14 protein-coding genes and 1 pseudogene are annotated in these 19230 nt (G+C 34.7%); 10 read left to right on the forward strand and 5 right to left on the reverse strand.

From position 1 onward, the window contains the following. Positions 1-155 precede the first annotated feature (155 nt). The 6 genes from ltrA (at position 156) to ACP6PL_RS09520 (ending at position 8641) form a co-directional block, all read left to right on the forward strand. The gene (ltrA, locus tag ACP6PL_RS09495; RefSeq protein ID WP_426544886.1) at positions 156-2000 is read left to right on the forward strand and encodes a group II intron reverse transcriptase/maturase; all 1845 of its coding nucleotides are present in this window, start codon (positions 156-158) and stop codon (positions 1998-2000) included. Positions 2001-2100: 100 nt separating this feature from the next. Further along, on the forward strand, positions 2101-3615 hold the full coding sequence (gene thyX, locus ACP6PL_RS09500) for an FAD-dependent thymidylate synthase (RefSeq protein ID WP_426544888.1): 1515 nt from the start codon (positions 2101-2103) through the stop codon (positions 3613-3615). Between the two features lie 151 nt (positions 3616-3766). Further along, a complete protein-coding gene (gene dut, locus ACP6PL_RS09505; protein ID WP_426544890.1) occupies positions 3767-4210 on the forward strand; it encodes a dUTP diphosphatase in 444 nt (147 codons plus the stop codon). Positions 4211-4454: 244 nt separating this feature from the next. Further along, complete coding sequence (iscB, locus tag ACP6PL_RS09510) at positions 4455-5921, forward strand: RNA-guided endonuclease IscB (protein WP_426544892.1); 1467 nt, start codon at positions 4455-4457, stop codon at positions 5919-5921. 82 nt (positions 5922-6003) lie between these two features. Then, on the forward strand, positions 6004-6564 hold the full coding sequence (locus ACP6PL_RS09515; RefSeq protein WP_426544894.1) for a deoxycytidylate deaminase: 561 nt from the start codon (positions 6004-6006) through the stop codon (positions 6562-6564). A 319-nt stretch (positions 6565-6883) separates the two neighbouring features. Beyond that, positions 6884-8641, forward strand: coding sequence for a vWA domain-containing protein (locus tag ACP6PL_RS09520; RefSeq protein WP_426544896.1), 1758 nt, complete (start codon positions 6884-6886; stop codon positions 8639-8641). A gap of 147 nt (positions 8642-8788) precedes the next feature. On the opposite strand, the gene ACP6PL_RS09525 is transcribed toward ACP6PL_RS09520, so the two are convergent. The 3 genes and pseudogenes from ACP6PL_RS09525 to ACP6PL_RS09535 all read right to left on the reverse strand — a co-directional run bounded on the left by ACP6PL_RS09525 (position 8789) and on the right by ACP6PL_RS09535 (position 12265). After that, positions 8789-10558: a DGQHR domain-containing protein gene (locus tag ACP6PL_RS09525; protein ID WP_426544898.1), complete on the reverse strand. Its 1770-nt coding sequence runs from the start codon at positions 10556-10558 to the stop codon at positions 8789-8791. A 202-nt stretch (positions 10559-10760) separates the two neighbouring features. Beyond that, positions 10761-11211 (reverse strand): annotated as a pseudogene (locus ACP6PL_RS09530) (Uma2 family endonuclease). 517 nt (positions 11212-11728) lie between these two features. Further along, on the reverse strand, positions 11729-12265 hold the full coding sequence (locus ACP6PL_RS09535; protein ID WP_426544900.1) for a P-loop NTPase family protein: 537 nt from the start codon (positions 12263-12265) through the stop codon (positions 11729-11731). A gap of 593 nt (positions 12266-12858) precedes the next feature. On the opposite strand from ACP6PL_RS09535, the gene ACP6PL_RS09540 reads away from it, so the two are divergent. Together ACP6PL_RS09540 and rph are read left to right on the forward strand one after the other, a co-directional pair. Beyond that, positions 12859-13413 (forward strand): adenylate kinase, encoded by a 555-nt coding sequence (locus tag ACP6PL_RS09540; RefSeq protein WP_426544902.1) that lies wholly within the window; start codon positions 12859-12861, stop codon positions 13411-13413. Positions 13414-13782: 369 nt separating this feature from the next. Then, positions 13783-14511, forward strand: a complete 729-nt coding sequence (rph, locus tag ACP6PL_RS09545; RefSeq protein WP_426544904.1) for a ribonuclease PH — start codon at positions 13783-13785, stop codon at positions 14509-14511. Between the two features lie 328 nt (positions 14512-14839). Here the strand turns inward: rph and ACP6PL_RS09550 are convergent, their stop codons facing one another. Together ACP6PL_RS09550 and ACP6PL_RS09555 are read right to left on the reverse strand one after the other, a co-directional pair. Beyond that, entirely contained in the window at positions 14840-15967 is a 1128-nt protein-coding gene (locus tag ACP6PL_RS09550; protein WP_426544906.1) for a glutathionylspermidine synthase family protein, read from the reverse strand. 37 nt (positions 15968-16004) lie between these two features. Beyond that, positions 16005-16412, reverse strand: coding sequence for a hypothetical protein (locus tag ACP6PL_RS09555; protein ID WP_426544908.1), 408 nt, complete (start codon positions 16410-16412; stop codon positions 16005-16007). 176 nt (positions 16413-16588) lie between these two features. Here ACP6PL_RS09555 and ACP6PL_RS09560 point away from each other — a divergent pair, with 176 nt between their 5' ends. Beyond that, positions 16589-17830 carry an RNA-guided endonuclease InsQ/TnpB family protein gene (locus ACP6PL_RS09560; protein WP_426544910.1) on the forward strand — a complete coding sequence of 414 codons (1242 nt, stop codon included), beginning with the start codon at positions 16589-16591 and terminating at the stop codon, positions 17828-17830. 401 nt (positions 17831-18231) lie between these two features. Further along, on the forward strand, positions 18232-18825 hold the full coding sequence (recR, locus tag ACP6PL_RS09565; protein ID WP_426544976.1) for a recombination mediator RecR: 594 nt from the start codon (positions 18232-18234) through the stop codon (positions 18823-18825). The last annotated feature ends 405 nt before the right edge of the window (positions 18826-19230 follow it).

Below are 19230 nucleotides of genomic sequence, written 5' to 3' on the forward strand. Positions count from 1 at the left end.
CTAAGACATCCTAAGAATATAGGTCGAGAACTTAGGAAGCCATTCAAGGTCAATCTACACAACGGATGTAGGTCTTAGGGAGAGTAGGATTGGGTAAAAAGCATATCTATGCTGACGTACCCACTGTTAGACGTAATGTAAGGTAATAATTAGCGATGAATAAAGCTAAAACACTAAAAAGACGTTTAGGAAATCCTAAACCATTTTTAAGCGTGGCATGGGATACAGACGATATACCAGATCCAGTATGTATTAATCCTAATCTCAAATGGAAAGACATTAACTGGAGACGGGTTGAGAAGAATGTATTTAAGTTGCAAAAGTTAATTTACAGAGCATCCAGCCGTGGCGAAATCCGCAAGATGCGTAAATACCAAAGACTTCTGACCAAAAGTTATTACGCTAGGTTGCTAGCTGTTAGGCGCGTGACCCAAGATAACCAGGGTAAGAAAACTGCCGGGATAGATGGTATCAAAAACCTACCTCCTATGCAGAGATTAAACCTGGTTGATATATTAAACACGCGATACCTCAAAGCAAGTCCGACCCGTAGAGTCTGGATACCAAAACCAGGTAGGGATGAGAAGAGACCTCTTGGAATCCCTACAATGTACGACCGTGCATTACAAGGTCTGGTTAAGTTGGGTATGGAACCAGAATGGGAGGCACGTTTTGAACCTAATAGCTATGGTTTTAGACCAGGACGGTCAACACATGATGCCATAGAAGCCATATATGGCAGTATCAAACAAAAACCCAAATATGTACTAGATGCTGACATATCTAAGTGTTTCGACCGAATTAACCATGATGCACTGTTGAGAAAAGTGGGTCAATCTCCTTACAGGCGATTAGTCAAACAATGGTTAAAGTCTGGAGTGTTTGATAACAAACAATTCTCAAACACTGTGGAAGGTACACCACAGGGAGGGGTTATATCACCCTTACTAGCAAACATCGCCTTACACGGTATGGAAGAGTGTTTAAATGAATTTGCTGAATCCTTAAAAGGGAAGAAGCAAGAGAATAAAAACGCACTGTCTTTAATACGCTATGCTGATGATTTTGTAATCCTACACAAAGACATCAAAGTAGTGTTGCAAGCTAAAACCGTCATACAGGAATGGTTAAACCAGATAGGATTAGAACTAAAACCAGAGAAAACCAAAATTGCCCACACCTTGGAAGAATATGAAGGAAATAAACCCGGATTTGACTTCTTAGGATTTACCATTAGGCAATGGAAAGTAAAGTCAGCCAAACAAGGATTCAAGACGCTTATTAAACCATCCTCCAAGAGCATTAAAGCTCACTATCGGAAACTAGCAGATATATGTAACAAGAACAAAACCGCTCCTGCTAGAGCTTTAATAAGCAAGTTAAACCCGGTAATCAGAGGATGGGCTAACTACTTCTCAACTGTAGTCAGTAAAGACATTTTCAATAAAATGGATATGCTTCTATGGAAAAGACTGCAAAGATGGACAAGTAGGAGGCATCCCAATAAGTCGGCCAAATGGGTTAAGCAAAAGTATTTCCCTAAAGTTAAAGAAACTAGAAATTGGGAATTTAACAATGATGGATATATCCTAAACCGACACTCTGATGTTCCCATTATTCGACACATCAAAGTGAAAGGTAATAAATCCCCTTATGACGGCGAATGGACTTATTGGAGTAATAGAATCGGCAAATATCCAGGCGTAAGGAAAGAAGTCACGACGTTATTAAAACGTCAAAAGAATAAATGCGCATTTTGTGGACTAATCTTTAGACCAACTGACCTTATGGAAGTTGACCATATAAAACCAAGGTCTAAAGGCGGTGACAACACTTATAAAAACAAACAATTGTTGCACCGACATTGCCACGACAGTAAAACGGCTTTAGACAAAAAGACATATCCAAAATTTAAGCCACAGGACTTGCCTGAAAATTATATATGGATTGACGATATGTTGACTCTAAAGCAGGATGTACCCATGAAAAGGGACGTTTAAGAGAGGAGCCGTGTGAGGTGAAAGTCTCACGCACGGTTCTGAAGACGAGTCGGGTGGGGTAACTTACCTGGCTTAGTTTAACTATTCTGCTGATACTGAAGTGTTAACAAATCAAGGTTGGATGACTTGGAATCAAGTAACATCTTCTATGAAGTTACTAGCTGTAAATACTGACACAGAAGAGGCTTGGTTTGAAAAACCAAGTCAACTTTATGAGTATGATGTAGATGATGAATTGTATTATGTTCAGAGCAATTTTATTGATTTGTTAGTCACAAAAGACCATAGGATGATAATTTCTCGAAGAACAAGTACAGAAAATAATTGGACAGAATGGTTTAGCAAAAAAGCTGAAGATGTTTATAATACACCAGTACGTTATTTATTGAATTGCTATTTAAAAAATAGTGCTAGAAAGTTACCTAATGATCTACCAGAAAATATCGACTTACAGACAGCTTTTAGAATAGCAGGTTTTTTCTATAGAGATGGCTTGAGAAGTATAAATAAAAATTCTGATGTTGTTAGGTTTAGAATAAAAAATCCTCGCAAAATAGATTATTTACTTTCATTGAATTTGGAAGTCAAAGAAACTGAGGGAAATAGGTTTGTCATTGAACACAAATCCTTAGCTTCATGGATTCATCGGAATTTTTCTAATTCTGAAGATAAGACTGTACCGATCTGGTTATTAGAATTACCAGCGAATTTAGTAGCGAGTTTTTGGGATGGCTTAAAAAACAGTGATGGTACAAAGATAAAAGAAAAAAGTTTGTCCTGTAATTCAACTAATAAAAATGCTTTAGAAATAATTCAAGCAACTGCACATATTAATGGTTTTAGGGCAAATCTAACTTTAAATAATAAAAATGAGGGTGAAGCGGATAAAAATCACAAACCTTGCTGGAGATTACATATATCTGAAATTTCTACATATCTTGTCGAATGTTGCCAAGAAAATAGAGATATAGAAATAAAAGAAGGTTTTGTTAATTACAAAGGTAAAGTTTATTGTGCTTCTGTTTCTACTGGTGCTTTATTAGTTAGAAGAAATGGAAAAGTTGTTGTGTGTGGAAATTGTATTGAACACCCTCAAATTACTTTTAATTGTGGTTTTTTTCCCCATAGTGTTATGCAGCAAGCAAGAACTCATCGCGTCGGAGTAACTTTCGATGTGCAAAGTTATCGTTACTGTTCCGGAAAAGTTATCGCAGTTGCTGAGGGAAAAACGGATATAGAAACTGCTTTTTACTTACGTCCGGTAGGAGAATATTCTGACCGTCAGGGTAAAAAATATTATTATTCTGCTGAACAAAGAGAACAAGATTTACAGTGGTGTTTAGAGGCTGCTAAAAAATACAAAATTGATATGGAATTGGGAATGTCTGAAGAACACGCAAGAGGAAAAATTCCTTTTGATTATCGACAGCATTTTGTTGTTAGTTTTAATTGTCGAAGTTTGTTACATTTTTTGGATTTACGCTTTAAAAAGAATGCTCAATTAGAAATTCAAATGTTGTGTGAGTTAATGTGGCCTCATGTTCAAGATTGGGTTCCCAATATAGCAGAATGGTATGAAAAAAATAGACTTGGTAAAAGTAGGTTAGCACCTTAGAAAGTTAGAAGTCAAAAGTCAAAAGTCAAAAGTAAGAATTCAATCAATTCAAAAGATGGAATATTGACAAATTTTCATCGCTCTAATATTTAGATCAAGAAAGGAAATTTCCTATTCCCTATTCCCTATTCCCTACTCCCTACTCCCTATTATGAAACTGAAAGTTAAAAAGTTAGATGAATTGGCAATTGTTCCCTGTTACGCTCATAAAGGAGATGCTGGGTTAGATTTATTTTCTATTGATGAATTAACTATTAATCCTGGAGAAAGTAAATTGATTCATACAGGTATTTCCATAGAATTACCATCAGGAACAGAAGCACAAATTCGCCCGCGAAGTGGATTAGCATTAAAACATCAAATTACTGTTTTAAATACTCCTGGAACTATCGACGAAAGTTACCGAGGAGAAATAGGAATAATTCTCATAAATCATGGTAAAAATTCCTTTCAAGTAACTAAAGGAATGAAAATAGCTCAAATGGTAATAGCGTCAGTCTTATCTGTTAAAGTAGAAGAAGTTGATAAATTAAGTACAACTGAAAGAGATATTGGTGGATTTGGTTCAACAGGAATGTCAATGACCCAACACTAATTCCTAGAATATAGTGTGGGCTTGTAGGGCCAGTCTTTACAGGCTCAGAGTTGACCCGGCTAAGTCTTAACTGGCTGCGTTATCGGTAAGCGTTAAGGACCTACCTTGGAATGCGTCGCCAGTTCCAAGCTCTAGAACCATATAGTTAAACATTCTATATTGGGTATTGAAAGTGCTATTTGGATAGTTACCGACCGATAACTTTGCCTCGGCGAACATTACCCTAGCAATAGGAGATTTTCAAATGTTAAACAGAAACTCAGTTTTCGTTCTAGATACTAACAAAACACCTTGCGACCCCACACATCCTGCAAAAGCTAGGAAGTTGCTATCAGAAGGAAAAGCAGCAGTGCTTAGAAAGTATCCATTTACAATCATACTAAGGGAGGAATCTAAACCAACAAAAAAGTATAGAATCAAGATTGACCCTGGAGCGAAAACAACAGGTTTAGCTTTGTTATCTGATACCAATATAGTTTTTTGCGCAGAATTAGAACATCGTGGGTTTCAAATATCGGAAGCGTTAACCAAACGTAAAACTTTGAGAAGTTCTCGTAGAAATTGGAAAACTAGATATCGGAAACCTAGATTTCTTAATCGCAAACGTCCCAAAGGGTGGCTACCACCTTCTCTCATGTCGAGAGTTCACAATATCAAATCCTGGGTTGATAAATTAATCAAGTATGCTCCAGTTGATTCAATTAGTATGGAGTTAGTTAGATTTGACACACAAAAGATTGTTAATCCAGAGATTCAAGGTACAGAGTATCAACGCGGGGAGTTGTTTGGTTATGAAGTTAGGCAATATCTGTTAGAGAAATTTCACCATACTTGTGTCTATTGTGGAACCAAGGAAACTGCACTTAATTCAGACCATTTCCATCCTAAATCCCGTGGTGGTTCTGATAAAGTATCCAATTTAGTTCTAAGCTGTGTAGACTGCAATCAGGCTAAATCTAACAAACTTCCTGAAGATTTCCTGTCTGATAGACCTAAGTTGTTAGAAATAATTAACAAACAACGCAAGCAACCATTAGCTAATGGTACTGTTGTCAATGCTACTAGGTGGAAACTTAAGGAAGTCTTGGAATCCACTGGACTACCTGTTGAAGTTGGTAGCGGTGGTTTAACTAAATACAATCGGAAACGGCTAGGTATCAGCAAATATCATTGGACTGATGCAGCTTGTGTAGGGGTTTCTACTCCTGATACCTTAAATATTCGGAACTATCAGCCATTGCTTATCAAAGCTATGGGTAGAGGTTCTCGTCAAATGGTCAAGCCTGATAAATACGGTTTTCCTATAACTGCACCCAAGCTAAGACAAAAATCATTCTATGGTTTTCAGACTGGCGATATTGTCAAAGCTGTAGTTACTAAAGGTAAAAAGATTGGTACTTATGTCGGTCGGATTGCAGTGCGTAAAACTGGCTCATTCAACATCAAAACTAAGACTGAAACCGTTCAAGGTATTAGTTATAAGTATTGCAAACATCTACACAAATCTGATGGTTATACTTACAATTTTGGCGAATTAGTTAAACAGAAAACTATTAACTTTGTTCAGAAAGTTGAGCAAGTTTTAGATACTCCAGTGCAGTTAAACTTGTTTGATATTTCTGAATTAAATACTGAATCTAAATCTAAAGCTAAACGTATTAAACGTAAGAAGTTCGATGGTTTGGATGGTAAACAACTTAGTTTATTCTAATTATTATAGGAAAGTAATTTATTTGCTGGTTGCTTTCCTCCCAGCACTAAATTTATAATGTAATCGACCGCATTTATTTTAGATGACAGAAGAATTATATCAAAGACCAACCTGGGATGAATACTTTTTAATGATTGCTAAATTAGCTGCTACTCGCTCAACTTGTTTAGCTTTTCCAGTAGGAGCAGTAATAGTTAAAGATAGACAAGTTTTAGCAACTGGTTATAATGGTCCTCCTTCAGGTTCTGTAAATTGTACAAGTCAGGGTTTTTGTTATCCTGAATTAAGTAGTTGTGATGCTAGTAAAGTTTTACCATCCCGTGCTGTTCATGCTGAAGCTAATGCGATTGCTCAAGCTGCAAAACATGGCATTTCTACGAATGGAGCTGTTCTTTATGTTACTTTAGAACCTTGTCTTTATTGTTTGAAATTGGTTATTTCTTGTGGGATTAAAGAGGTTTTTTATGAGACTTCTTTTAATAGTGGGGAAAAGGCAGCTTTAAGAGATATGTTCATCAATGATGGTTTGGTTTCTATTAAGCAAATTTATATCTCAGATACAATTGCTAAAAAAGCAGCAACATCTCTACTTTTTCCTACTTCTGTTCCTAAATCTTCCAATTTGTTAGGGAGTAGGGAGTAGGGAGTAGTAATTATGGATTAGTGGGAATAAGAAAGAAGAAAAACAACTATAGTTGAGTAATTTGAGCAATGCTACATTTACGAATTAAAAGTAAGTATACCAATTCGTTAAAAGTCATCTGAAAAAAACTATCCTTTGTTAGGTAATAGATATTTGAAGTAAATATTTGTCTAAATATAAGAAGGATAAGTAAAGTAATTATTACAACTTTTACGGAAAGAACTCTCTCTATTTTGTAGTCTATGCAAACTTGCTGAATCTAACTATTATTTTTCAGCAAAAATTGTCTTGCCCTATATGGAAAAATAGAGTGGATACGATGAAAAGTAAAAACATTACCCTTAACCCAATTTTGCGAGTAAAACTCTTAGTAATTTTTTTACCTTTACTACTTTTAATAAGTTGCGCTAATCAAGAACTTAAAACAATAAGAAACGAAAGTAAAACAGAAGGAGAAAAAACATCCATAGCACCACCACCTCCACCACCTCTAAATGCACGATCTTCAAGACCAGACAGTATTCCAGGTGAGACTAGAGGAAATGTTTATAGCGGGACTTTAGAATCAGCAGATATGGCACTACAACAAAGTGTACCAACTTCAATCACAGAATCTAATTTAATAGATTCTAGTCTAGAAATACCGTCAAATAGAGAAGAATATAATCTGATTAATGAGAATCCTTTTAAACTCGTAAAAAGTAATCCCTTATCTACATTTTCGATTGATGTAGATACAGCATCTTATAGTAATTTACGTCGCTTTATTACTCAAGGTAAACTACCACCAAAAGATGCTGTAAGAATTGAGGAATTAATAAATTACTTTACCTACGACTATCCTCAACCAAAAGCTAATAATCCTTTTTCTATCACCACAGAAATATCTGATTCTCCTTGGAATAATCAACATCAATTAGTTCATATTGGCATTCAAGGCAAAGATATAGTTACAGAAAATTTACCTCCTAGTAACTTAGTCTTTTTGTTAGATGTTTCTGGTTCGATGAATAATGCCAATAAACTACCCTTAATCAAATCAGCTTTTCAATTATTGGTAGGTGAACTAACAGAAAAAGATACTGTTTCAATAGTTGTTTATGCTGGAGCAGCAGGAGTAGTTTTACCACCCACAAAAGGCAGCGAAAAAGATAAAATTATCGCAGCAATTAATAATCTCGAAGCTGGAGGTTCGACTGCTGGAGGTCAAGGAATTAAACTTGCTTATGATTTAGCTAAAAGGTTTTATCAATCTTCAGGAAATAATCGAGTTATTCTGGCAACTGATGGAGACTTTAATGTAGGAGTTTCTAGCGATGCTGAATTAGTCAGAATGATCGAAAATTATCGAGATGAAGGAATTTTTCTGACGGTACTTGGTTTTGGTACGGGTAATTTTAAGGATGCAAAAATGGAACAGTTGGCTAATAAAGGAAATGGGAATTATGCTTATATTGATAATCTTTTGGAAGCGAAAAAAGTTTTAGTGACAGAGATGGGAGGAACTCTACTAACTATTGCTAAAGATGTAAAAATTCAAGTGGAGTTTAATCCGGCAAAAGTACAAGCTTATCGTTTAATTGGTTATGAAAATCGACTTTTACGTTCTCAAGATTTTAATGATGATACAAAGGATGCGGGAGAGTTAGGTGCAGGACATTCGGTTACGGCACTTTATGAAGTTATTCCTGTGGGAGTAGAAAGTAATGTGAAATTGCCGGGAGTTGATGAGTTGAAATATCAAGATAATCAAGTTGACGAGGCAGCTTATAATAGTGATGAATTAATGTTAGTGAAGTTGCGTTATAAGGAGCCGCAGGGTACAACTTCTGAGTTGATAAAACAGCCAGTTGTTGATAAGGGAGTGAGTTTAAATAATGCTTCAAATGATTTTAAGTTTGCTGCTGCTGTAGCTGAGTATGGGATGATTTTGCGAGATTCGGAATATAAAGGTAATGCTAGTTTTAATGAAGTGTTGAAGTTGGCAAATGAGTCGAAGGGTTTAGATTTGAAGGGTTATCGGAGTGAGTTTATTAATATGGTTGAAAGTAGTCAGAAATTGATGCAGAAAAAATAGATGAGGAATTTTGGCTAAAAGATTTCTCATTATAGATTAATTTATACCAGAATTTGTGGCTTTTATCCCGCACTCTCTTGTGGAAGGAGTAGCGGGATTTTTGATTAGTCTATTAATTGAAAAACTTATATCATTTTAAATTTATTCTTAAACATCTTGAATAGAACAAGATTCTGTTCTATTTTTATTCAAAAATTCTCCTACTTTTTTAGGAGAAGAACTTGAATCTGGGATTTTAGGATTATTTGGTTGAAATAAAGGTCGATCGTATTTAGTAATTTCTAACAAAGTCATAACATTTTTTTTGATATTGTTAAGCTCTTGTTTTATTTCATCCCAGTGTAAACCTTCTTCTATAAATATAATCAGTAAATTAATCCAACCACACCAAAATTTTGAGTAAATAAAAGAAGTAAAAAATACTTCTTTTTTGCTTTTTAACTCATCTTTATCTTGAGGAAAACTTGAAAAAACATAGTTAAAATAACGCTCTAGTAAAATAGTTCCTTTTTCTACTAAAATATCTCTTTCAGATAATTCTGCTATAGTAGAACTAAATAGTTTCTCATATCCATCCTTTTTAAGTTTAGTTTTATTAACTCTTGCTTTTGTGAGTTCTTTTATCTTTCTAATATTTGTAATTTTTTTGATTGTATCAATAATTATTCCACTTTCAATAATACCTTTATTTGTTTTGTCTGACGCTATACCAAAAAATCCTCTAAACTTTTCTCTAGTATTTAGACTCACAATAATTTTTGTAGCAATTGCTTTTGAATCGTTACTTCCCAATTCATAGGCAATTTTATCTAAATGAGCTATTTCTACTTTTGTTTGATTAATATTGATTTCTATAAATACTCTGGCACTAAACTTAGTAATAATTTCTTGAACCTCAGTTTTAAAAGAAACTGCCGTTACCATTATTTTGCAATCATTTTGCATAATTGATTTGATATCTTCATCAGCATAAGAAAATAATCTATGTTGACCATCAATTACAGAAATACTTCCGTACTTTTTGGGAATGTGCAAATAAAAATTATCATTTCCATCTTTCGTATATTTACATTCTTTAGATAAAATAACCAAAATATTAGATGGGAAAATAAAATCACAATCAGTTAATAAATTTTTTCTTATTTCTTTTAATTTATCGGAGTTTAAAGGTCTTTGATAATTATAGATTGAACTATCGTGTAATGAAGGAAGTTCATCTTGTCTATATACATGAACTATATCTAGTATCTCGTATGGCGATATAGTAAATGTATATAAATCTGATAAAGGAGCATCGTCATCTTCATATTTTTTACTAATTTTATTATTGGTACTTCTAATTAGTTGATGGTCTTTCTCATAGATTGAAATAGAATTATTTGTTCTATGATCGAGAGAAAATTTATTGAAAAAATAGTTTCTAGTCCATATTCCTATATTTTGAGAATATTCAGATAATCTCATAAAATCAGATTTATAAAATACAACTACATCTTCCACTTTTGGTAAATTAAGATCGAATCGTTCTTTAGTTGTCGTAATAAAAAATCCTTTAATTGACTGTATGTTTCTAAATTTTCTTATACTCTCTTGTTTTATACCTAAATTTTGCCAAATATCATCTGAAAATTCTAACTTTTTAATTATATTTATATGCTTAATAAACTTATCATACTTGCTCTCAATACGTTTTTTTGTATCTGTATCTGTTCTTGATGTTATTTCACCTATTAAACAAACTTTATCTTCAGGTATCATATAATCAAATTCAAGATGCTGGTTTTCTGGATATCCTGATGTTATTTTTTTTAACGGCACTTGACCTAAATCATAAAAACAATCTAATCCAATAGCTCGAAAAATAGATGCCCCTGCTTTTTCTAATTCTTTGTCTTTTAATTCTAAAAGTTTATCCATATTTTACAATGATCTATACATCAAAAAAATGCAAAAAATCATATAAATATTAACATTTCCTCTCTTATTGTAGAAGGAATTTTACCAATAATCTTTCAAGATACACCTAAAATAGAAAATAAAAGATGAATATGATTCATGTATCAATTGCTTTGTGAATAAATCAGGCGATCGCTAGTCTTAGCAGAAAATTTTTGCATAGCTAATTTTCTGTAAAAAAACGACTAACTGAAACGGAAATATCTGGAAATGCCAAGGGGTTAATTTTTCGGCAAGGAAAAATAACTTCCGACTCATAATTATCAGTTTTAGGATGTCGAAAAACATAAATTTGCTGATTTTCTATATCTACTACCCAATATTCTAAAATTCCAGCTTCTGCATAAGCTTGCTTTTTTTCTCCTAAAATAAGTTAAAGTTGTATTAGCAACTTCTATTAACCACAAAATATCTTCAGGATATGGATGACGTTGACGATAATTATTTCTAGGTGGATAGACAATAGCAATATCAGGTTGAGGTTCAGAATTAGAAAGAGTAATAGGATGTGCTTGTCGAATATAGGCTAACCCTTTTAGCAGAAAGCGTAAATATTCAACAGTAGTTTCTGTAATTTGAGTATGTATCGGACTTTCCGGTGATATTTCTACTATTTATCCATGCAAAAGTTTTGTATGTCGGTCAACTAATATTCCACTATTAATAAGATGATGATATTCTGCAACTGTCCACTTCAATAAAGTTTTCATTTGACTAAAACTTTGGTAAGATTTTTTGCTATTTAAATAACCAAAACTTGGAAAAATTTATATTTATTCTACTCTGCCTAGAAATTAAATTTTTCGACTTGAAATTTTCTATTGTGACCTAAAAATTTTCTTGTGGCATATTTAGTAGCGATCGCCACTTTTTAATTCTTGTGATCTTAATTTAGTAACTCTCTAAAAATAACCTGAACATTCTTTTCTCGAAGTTTAGACAGGGTTTGGTAACCAAACCCCTATGGAATTCAATTAAGGAAAATTTATTGATAATTCCTGCTTCCTTTTGAGTTATCAAAATAATTGGGTTGCTCAACCCCGCCTTTTAAGACCAAATGTATTTGGAGCGTTGCTCTAATCCCCATTACAAAAACAACTTCTGAGTTCTGACTTCTAACTTTTGACTTCGTTAAGGTCTATGACTGCGACGAATTTCTGTAATTTGGTCTGCTATATCCAGAATTTCTTCAGGCATATTTGGCCCCGTCAAAATTATATCTAAATTACTAGGGCGCTTTTCTAGAAAATCTAAAACCTCATTCTCAGGAATTAAACCAAAATTAATAGCTAAACTCAGTTCATCAAGAACTACTAACTCATATTTTCCTTCAGCTACGACTGCTTGAGTATAGTGCCACAAATCAAGTAGTGAATTTTTCTGGCTTTCATCTATATCCGACGTCTCAATACAACCAGGAAAACCACAGCGAACCCAATCAAGATTTTCCCCTAATTGCATTGGTCTATCGTGTCCCTGGTTAATCCCCCCTTTGAGAAATTGTACAATCAATACGGATGTACCTTGGCCAGCTATCCTCAAAGCTTGAGCCATAACATCAGTAAAGAAATTGCGTTGACCAGTTGTGAATACCTGTACTAGACCAGGAACAGTATAAGGTAAGTCACTGGGAAAGTTTAGAGCAGGGGTTTGTAATTGTGCAACCATTATGAAAATTAAAATTGAGAAATCTATTTTTGGTACTATACTGAATTTTTCCAACTACTAAGCTGGACTGAAAGCTTGCCCTTGGACAATATTCATTTTACAATATATAGTGCTTTTTTTGATTATAGGACAAATTTAACACTATATATATGTATACAGAGAAAATTAATTCAGAAGTCAGAAATTAGAAGTTATTTTTGTAATCAGGATTTTCAGTAACTCTCCAACAATATTTCCCCTCCCCACCTTTAAAGCTATCCCTTACTCATAAGTCTTATAAGTATTGCAGGATGGGGAGTTTGGGGATATGGTTTAAGTAGCTAGTCAGAGTCAGCAAATGGTGAAATTGCCTTATTCACTTTTAGTCACCTCTGTCCTAGATATGAGAAATGGCAGGTTTGTCTTCTCTTCTCCCTCTTACCCCTCTTCCCTATCCTGTTAGGAATTCGATCTTATGTGGGTAAAGCATAGTTATTAAAAGTTGAGGTTCCATACCCAATAAAGTGTGAAAACTGCTAAATCATAACTAAAGATACTAAATGAGTTCTATAGAATAATTAACTATACATTGTGACTAATCAGGTTGGGGGGCTGTGAGACTAATAATTTTAGGTGGTCCAGGTGCGGGGAAAGGAACTCAAGCAGAATTACTGTGTCAGTATCTACAGATTCCTTTGATTTCTATTGGCGATATACTCAGAGAGGCGATCGCTACTCAAACAACATTAGGCCAAGTGGCACAATCTTATGTGGAAAAGGGAGACTTGGTACCAGATCGGACAATGATTCAATTTGTCCGTCAACGACTTTTAGAGTTTGATGTTAGCCAGGGTTGGTTAATGGATGGTTATCCTAGAACAGCTTTTCAAGCAGAGGAACTACATTTTTTACTAGATGATTTGGAGCAAAAATTAGATTGGGCAATTTATTTAAAGGTGTCTAAGGAAAAATGTATGAATCGATGTTTAGAGCGAAGGCGTACTGATGATAATCCAGAAATTGTGCAGCGTCGGGTAGATTTATTTTATGAGCGTACTATTCCAATTTTGGAATATTATCAATATCGCCAAACATTACTTACTATTGATGGGGAAAAATCAGTAACTCAAGTTCAACAACAAATATTAGAGAAACTTAATTCTCAGTAATTAGTTATTATTTGTCAATATTCAATTTTTAGATTATCTAAACTTTACCAATTGATAATTAATCGAATCTAGGTTTAAAGCCCTTCCTTTTACACAGAAAAAAGAAATAAGATTTCCCTACTTGGTTCAATTCTTTCTGTTTTAAGCAGAAGTAATTATTAATTATCCATTATTAATTAGAGGTACTGATACCTAATAACTGAAATGACAAATTGATAATTAATCGAATCTAGGCTTAAAGCCTCTCCTTTTAGAAAGAAAAAAGAAATAAGATTTCCCTGCTTAGTTCAATTCTTTCTGTTTTAAGCAGAAGTAATTATCCATTATCAATTATCCATTATTAATTATCCATTATCTATTAAAAATATTATGTCTTGGCAACGTCCTGATGGTAGAGAAGCAAACCAATTACGACCTATCAGTTTTGAATTAGATTACACTAAATTTGCCACCAGTTCAGTTTTAACTAAATGTGGTGAAACTAAGGTACTTTGTACTGTCACTATTCAACCAGGAGTACCAAAATTTTTGGCAGATACAGGTAAGGGTTGGTTAACCGCAGAATATAGAATGTTACCTGGTGCAACTCCTCAACGCCAACAACGAGAATTTATGAAACTATCTGGGCGAACCCAAGAAATTCAAAGATTGATTGGACGTAGTTTGAGATCTTCTCTAGATATGAATTTATTAGGGGAACGCACCATAATAGTTGATGCTGATGTTTTACAAGCGGACGCAGGTACTCGCACTACTTCTATTACTGGGGGGTTTGTGGCGATGGCGAATGCTATTGATAAGTTAATAGAGAAAGGGGAGTTAGAGCGATCGCCTATTGTGCATCAAGTTGCTGCTGTGTCAGTAGGGTTATTGGAGGGGGAGCCTTATTTAGATTTGAATTACACTGAAGATGTAGCTGCAGAAATTGATTTTAATGTAGTAATGAACAATAAACCAGCTTTGATTGAAGTTCAGGGAACAGCAGAAGCAGGTAGTTTTAGTCGTACTCAACTGAATCAAATTCTAGATTTAGCAGAAGCTGGTATTGAGGAATTATTTGTTGCTCAACGTCAAGTTATTGCTGGGAGTTTGCCCTAAAATAGCAAGACATATTATACCAATTTGATTAATGTTGCTTACAAAGATTTCATTGTAATTCCTTCTTTTTCCTCCTCTTTTATCTCATAATATCAAATCCGTTTAATTGCACACAATAATCGAATCTACAGGGTTCGAGAATAGTCTAGGAAGTTGAGTTTCAAATTCTTGACACACCCTAGAAATAAGTGGTTGAGTATTTTCTACTGTAGGGGCGAATCGCGAATCGCTCCTACGACTACTAAATTGATAGTGAGGTTATTTAACCGGATTTGATATGGCTCCTGACTCCTGACTTACCCTTACCAAAAAACTTTTTCAGCAAACCCTAACTAAAATAATGAGGCACAAATCTACTCAAATCTTGAGTCACAATTTCTCGATCTTCCCTCAAACAAATACCCGCAGTTTCTCCACCAATAACCCAAGCACCAACTATAGGATAATAACCATCAAAATTAGGCAATTGATAATAAGATTGATAAATTAAAGGTTCATCTTCATATATTCCTTCGGTTTGATATTCTCTATCTCCAAAATAAACCGTAATATTTCCTCCTTCTCTAGAAAAAACAGGTTTACTCAGATAAGGATGAGATAATTTTCCTGAGTCAAAATAGGCAGGCAATAAGTTAGGATGTTCTGGAAAAAATTCCCAAAGAATTGGCAGAATAGCTTTATTACTCCAAATTAATTTCCAAGCAGGTTCAATTAACTTCATCGGTTCCAATAATAGATATTGCCCGAATTTTTCCCGCATCATCCACTCCCAAGGATACAACTTGAATAAGTGACTAATAATCTGATTATCCAAATCACAAAAAACTTCTAAATCTTCACTCCAACCAATATCATCAATATATATATGTTGACTATTTAACCCTGCTTGAATTGCCAAATCTCTCAAATATTCAACAGTTCCCAAATCTTCCAAAGTTTCTTTTTCACAACTGAAATATAAAGTCTCTCCTGCTAAACCATTCATTTCCTCAAAAGCTGCCAATAACTTTTCATGCACAGAATTAAATTGATCTGCTTCAGGAAACATTTCCTCTAACCAAGTCCACTGTACTACAGCAGTTTCCAATAATGCTGTTGGAGTGTCGGCGTTATATTCTAATAACTTCGGTGGGTTGACACCATCATAAGCAAGGTCAAAACGACCGTAAAGACTGGGGTCATCTCGTTCCCAAGATTTGCGACATAACTCAGCAAACTCTGGTGGAATGCACAGTTGGGAAAAACGATCTTGTTGGATAATGCGCTCTGCTGCTTCAATATACAATTCTTGTAAATTTTGGGTTGCTACTTCCAGTTCATTTATTTCTGAAGCGCCGAAATGATAGCAAGCTGACTCATACCAATATGCTTGCCCATACATATTATAAAAGTGAAAGCCAACTGCTTCACATTTCTGTTGCCAGTTGGCGCGAGGTTCAATACTTATCCGTTTCATTTGCTACTTTATTTTTAAATTTTAATTTAGGATTTTATTAACCTTTGCCACCGCCTCTACCGCCAAAACTACTACCACCTCTACCACCTCTACTACCAAAACCACCTCTATTAACTGTACCAACAGAAGTTGTAGACCTTCCCGAAGGACTTCTGAGAATACCTGCATTACTGGGAACTGGTTGATAACTACTACTACTATTTCGATAATAGTAGATACTGCTACCAGACCTATAATAACGAGGACCATAATAATATCTAGATGAATAACTTCCGTCTGTCACCTGGTCACATTGTTCTATTCCTCCCCATTCTCGGCGACAGTCTTCAAGATTTCTATACACTTCGCGATTATATCTACGAGATGCACAAGCTTTTAAAGAAATTGAAGATATTAATACTAGGGTAATAAGAACACTTCTCTTAATTTTTCTTGGCTCAGTCATTGACTTAGGATGATTACTGCTATTTCCACAATAGCTGCTCAATCTAAAAAAGCCTCAAATTGTAACATTCGATTTACCGAAAAATTGGGTTTAAAGCCTCGCCCATAAGCAGGCAACTTTTTAGTTGATTTTTTTCACAGGTAATCTTATCATATTCTTAGTAATAAAGTCATTTCATGAAAGCGAGATTCAAGTACCGTATATATCCAACATCAGGGCAAAAACACCGATTAGCAAAACTATTTGGTTGTGTCCGTGTTGTCTGGAATGATAGTCTAGCTTGCTGTCAGTCAAAGTACAAATCTGGAGAGAAGAAGCCTGTTAACTCACAGCTACAAAAACAGTTTATTACATCTGCTAAAAAAACTGAAGATAGAGAGTGGTTATCAGAAGTTTCTGCTATTCCATTGCAGCAATCTTTAAACGATTTAAACCAAGCTTATCAAAACTTTTTTAAATCAACTCAAGGCAACAGAAAAGGTAAACCTGTAAGACCTCCTAAATTTAAGAGTAGAAAGTCAAAGCAAACAGCTAGGTTCACAAAAGGTGGATTTAAAGTTGGTCAGCATAAAGTCTATTTAGCCAAGATTGGAAAGCTGAAAATTTTATGGTCAAGGGAGCTACCTAATGTTCCATCATCAGTAACAGTAATCAAAGATTCAGCTAACAGATATTTCTTAAGTTTTGTGGTAGAAATTTGTGCCTTAGTATTACCTAAAACTGATAATTCAGTTGGAATAGATTTAGGAATTAAAACTTTTGCGACTTTGAGTAACGGTCAAAAAATTGATGCACCAAAACCACTAAAGAAACGAATTAAGAAGTACCGAAAACTAAGTAAGTCATTATCTAAGAAAACTAAAGGTACAAATCGTTATGAAAAAGCTAGACTAAAAATATCTAAATTTCATGCCAAACTGAAAGATACTAGAACAGATTTTCTACATAAATTATCTACTGAAATAATTTGTGAAAACCAAACAATTATTTTAGAGGATTTGTTTGCGAAGCATTCCGAAGGAAACGTTTCTGGAATGGTTAAGAATCGGAAATTATCTAGAGCCATATCTGATTTAGGTTGGAGACAGTTCCGAACACTCTTAGAAGGAAAAGCAGAAAAATACGGTCGTGATTTTAGAGTAATTAGTCGCTGGGAACCTACATCTCAAATTTGTTCTAGTTGTGGATTTAAAGGTGGAAAATTAGATTTATCAATTCGTGAGTGGGAATGTCTTAATTGTGGAACTAAACATGATAGAGACGAAAACGCAGCCATAAATATATTAGTCGCGGGTGGGCAATCCGAGACATTAAACGGACATGGAGGCAAGCATGAGACTACTGCCAAAGTAGCAGCAGCCTGTGAGATGTCAACCCGCCGAGGAGCTACGGCTCGGCAGGAATCCCCGCGCCTTTAGGCCGGGGAGGATGTCAAATAAGCGAGCGATCGCTATTAGCAGATGGAAGAAGGTTCATTAATGGATAATTGATAATTACCTCTGGTTAAAACCATCAGATTGAATATAAGGAAATATTATTTCTTCTTTTCCCCTTGAAAGGGGAGGCAGAGTAAGCTGAATTATTTAATTAATAATGAATAATTGTTAATTATTCGGTAATATTGTGTTCTATTCAATACCTAATTGATGACTAAATAGTTATAATTAAAATTCCTAAAACAGGTGGTGACTAAAAAATAAGGTCTCAAGCCTATTATTCTTTCCAAAAAAAAAGAATAAACTTTAGTATATCAAGCTGAACGCTTCAGTGTTTGGTACTGATAACTAATAACTGATAACTCAATCGGAGGAAATCCAAAATTTATACCCGACCTTTAGCACGATTAATTGAACAATTACAACGTTTGCCTGGAGTTGGCCCTAAAACAGCACAACGTCTGGCACTACATATTATTAAGCGCCCGGAAGCAGAAATTCAAGCTTTAGCTCAAGCTTTGGTTGATGCGAGGAAAAAAGTCGGTTTATGTGAGAAATGTTTCCATTTATCGGCTGAACCTATTTGTGAAATTTGTCGTAACCCTCAGCGAGACAAAGAGGTTATTTGTGTGGTCACTGACTCCCGCGATCTAATTGCCTTGGAGAAAACACGAGAATATAAAGGTGAATATCATGTCCTGGGGGGAGTCATTTCGCCGATGGATGGCATTGGTCCGGAACAGTTAAGTATTCAACCTTTGGTACGGCGAGTCAGTCAGGGAAATATTCAGGAAGTTATTATTGCTATTAGTCCGAGTGTGGAAGGAGAGACTACTACTTTATATGTCGGTCAGTTGTTAAGACCTTTTACAAAAGTGACGCGCATTGCTTTTGGTTTGCCTATGGGAGGAGATTTAGAATATGCCGATCAGGTAACTTTGGCGCGAGCGTTGGAGGGAAGGCGGGAATTGGAGTAGGAAGTAATAAGTCAGAAGTCAGAAGTTAGAAGTTAGAAGTCATAAGTATTGATTAGTAAGACTTTTAGGATTTTGTAACTGGTCAGTTATTTCCGCCATTCTGCACTAGACTAACAGCCGTCTAGTTCTCAAAACCCGCCCTCCGCCCTCCAGTTAGTAAGCATATAATATCAAATTCGCTTTGCCAATTTATTTATAAAAAATTTTTCTTTCCCACATTTTTTTCAGTATATTTACGCAATTATTAAAGATTCAATGAAGTTTGCTAAATCATCTTGACATATAAAATTGGGGGGGTACGATCATGTAAGGTAAAATTTTTAAAGTGTTTTTTTTTACAATATTTTCACACACATACAGGTACAATGAACATGAATTTCAGCAACATAAGCAAGCAGATACTGA

This window comes from Dapis purpurea BLCC-M126, from assembly GCF_050015975.1.
In the GTDB taxonomy this organism is placed as follows: domain Bacteria; phylum Cyanobacteriota; class Cyanobacteriia; order Cyanobacteriales; family Microcoleaceae; genus Trichodesmium.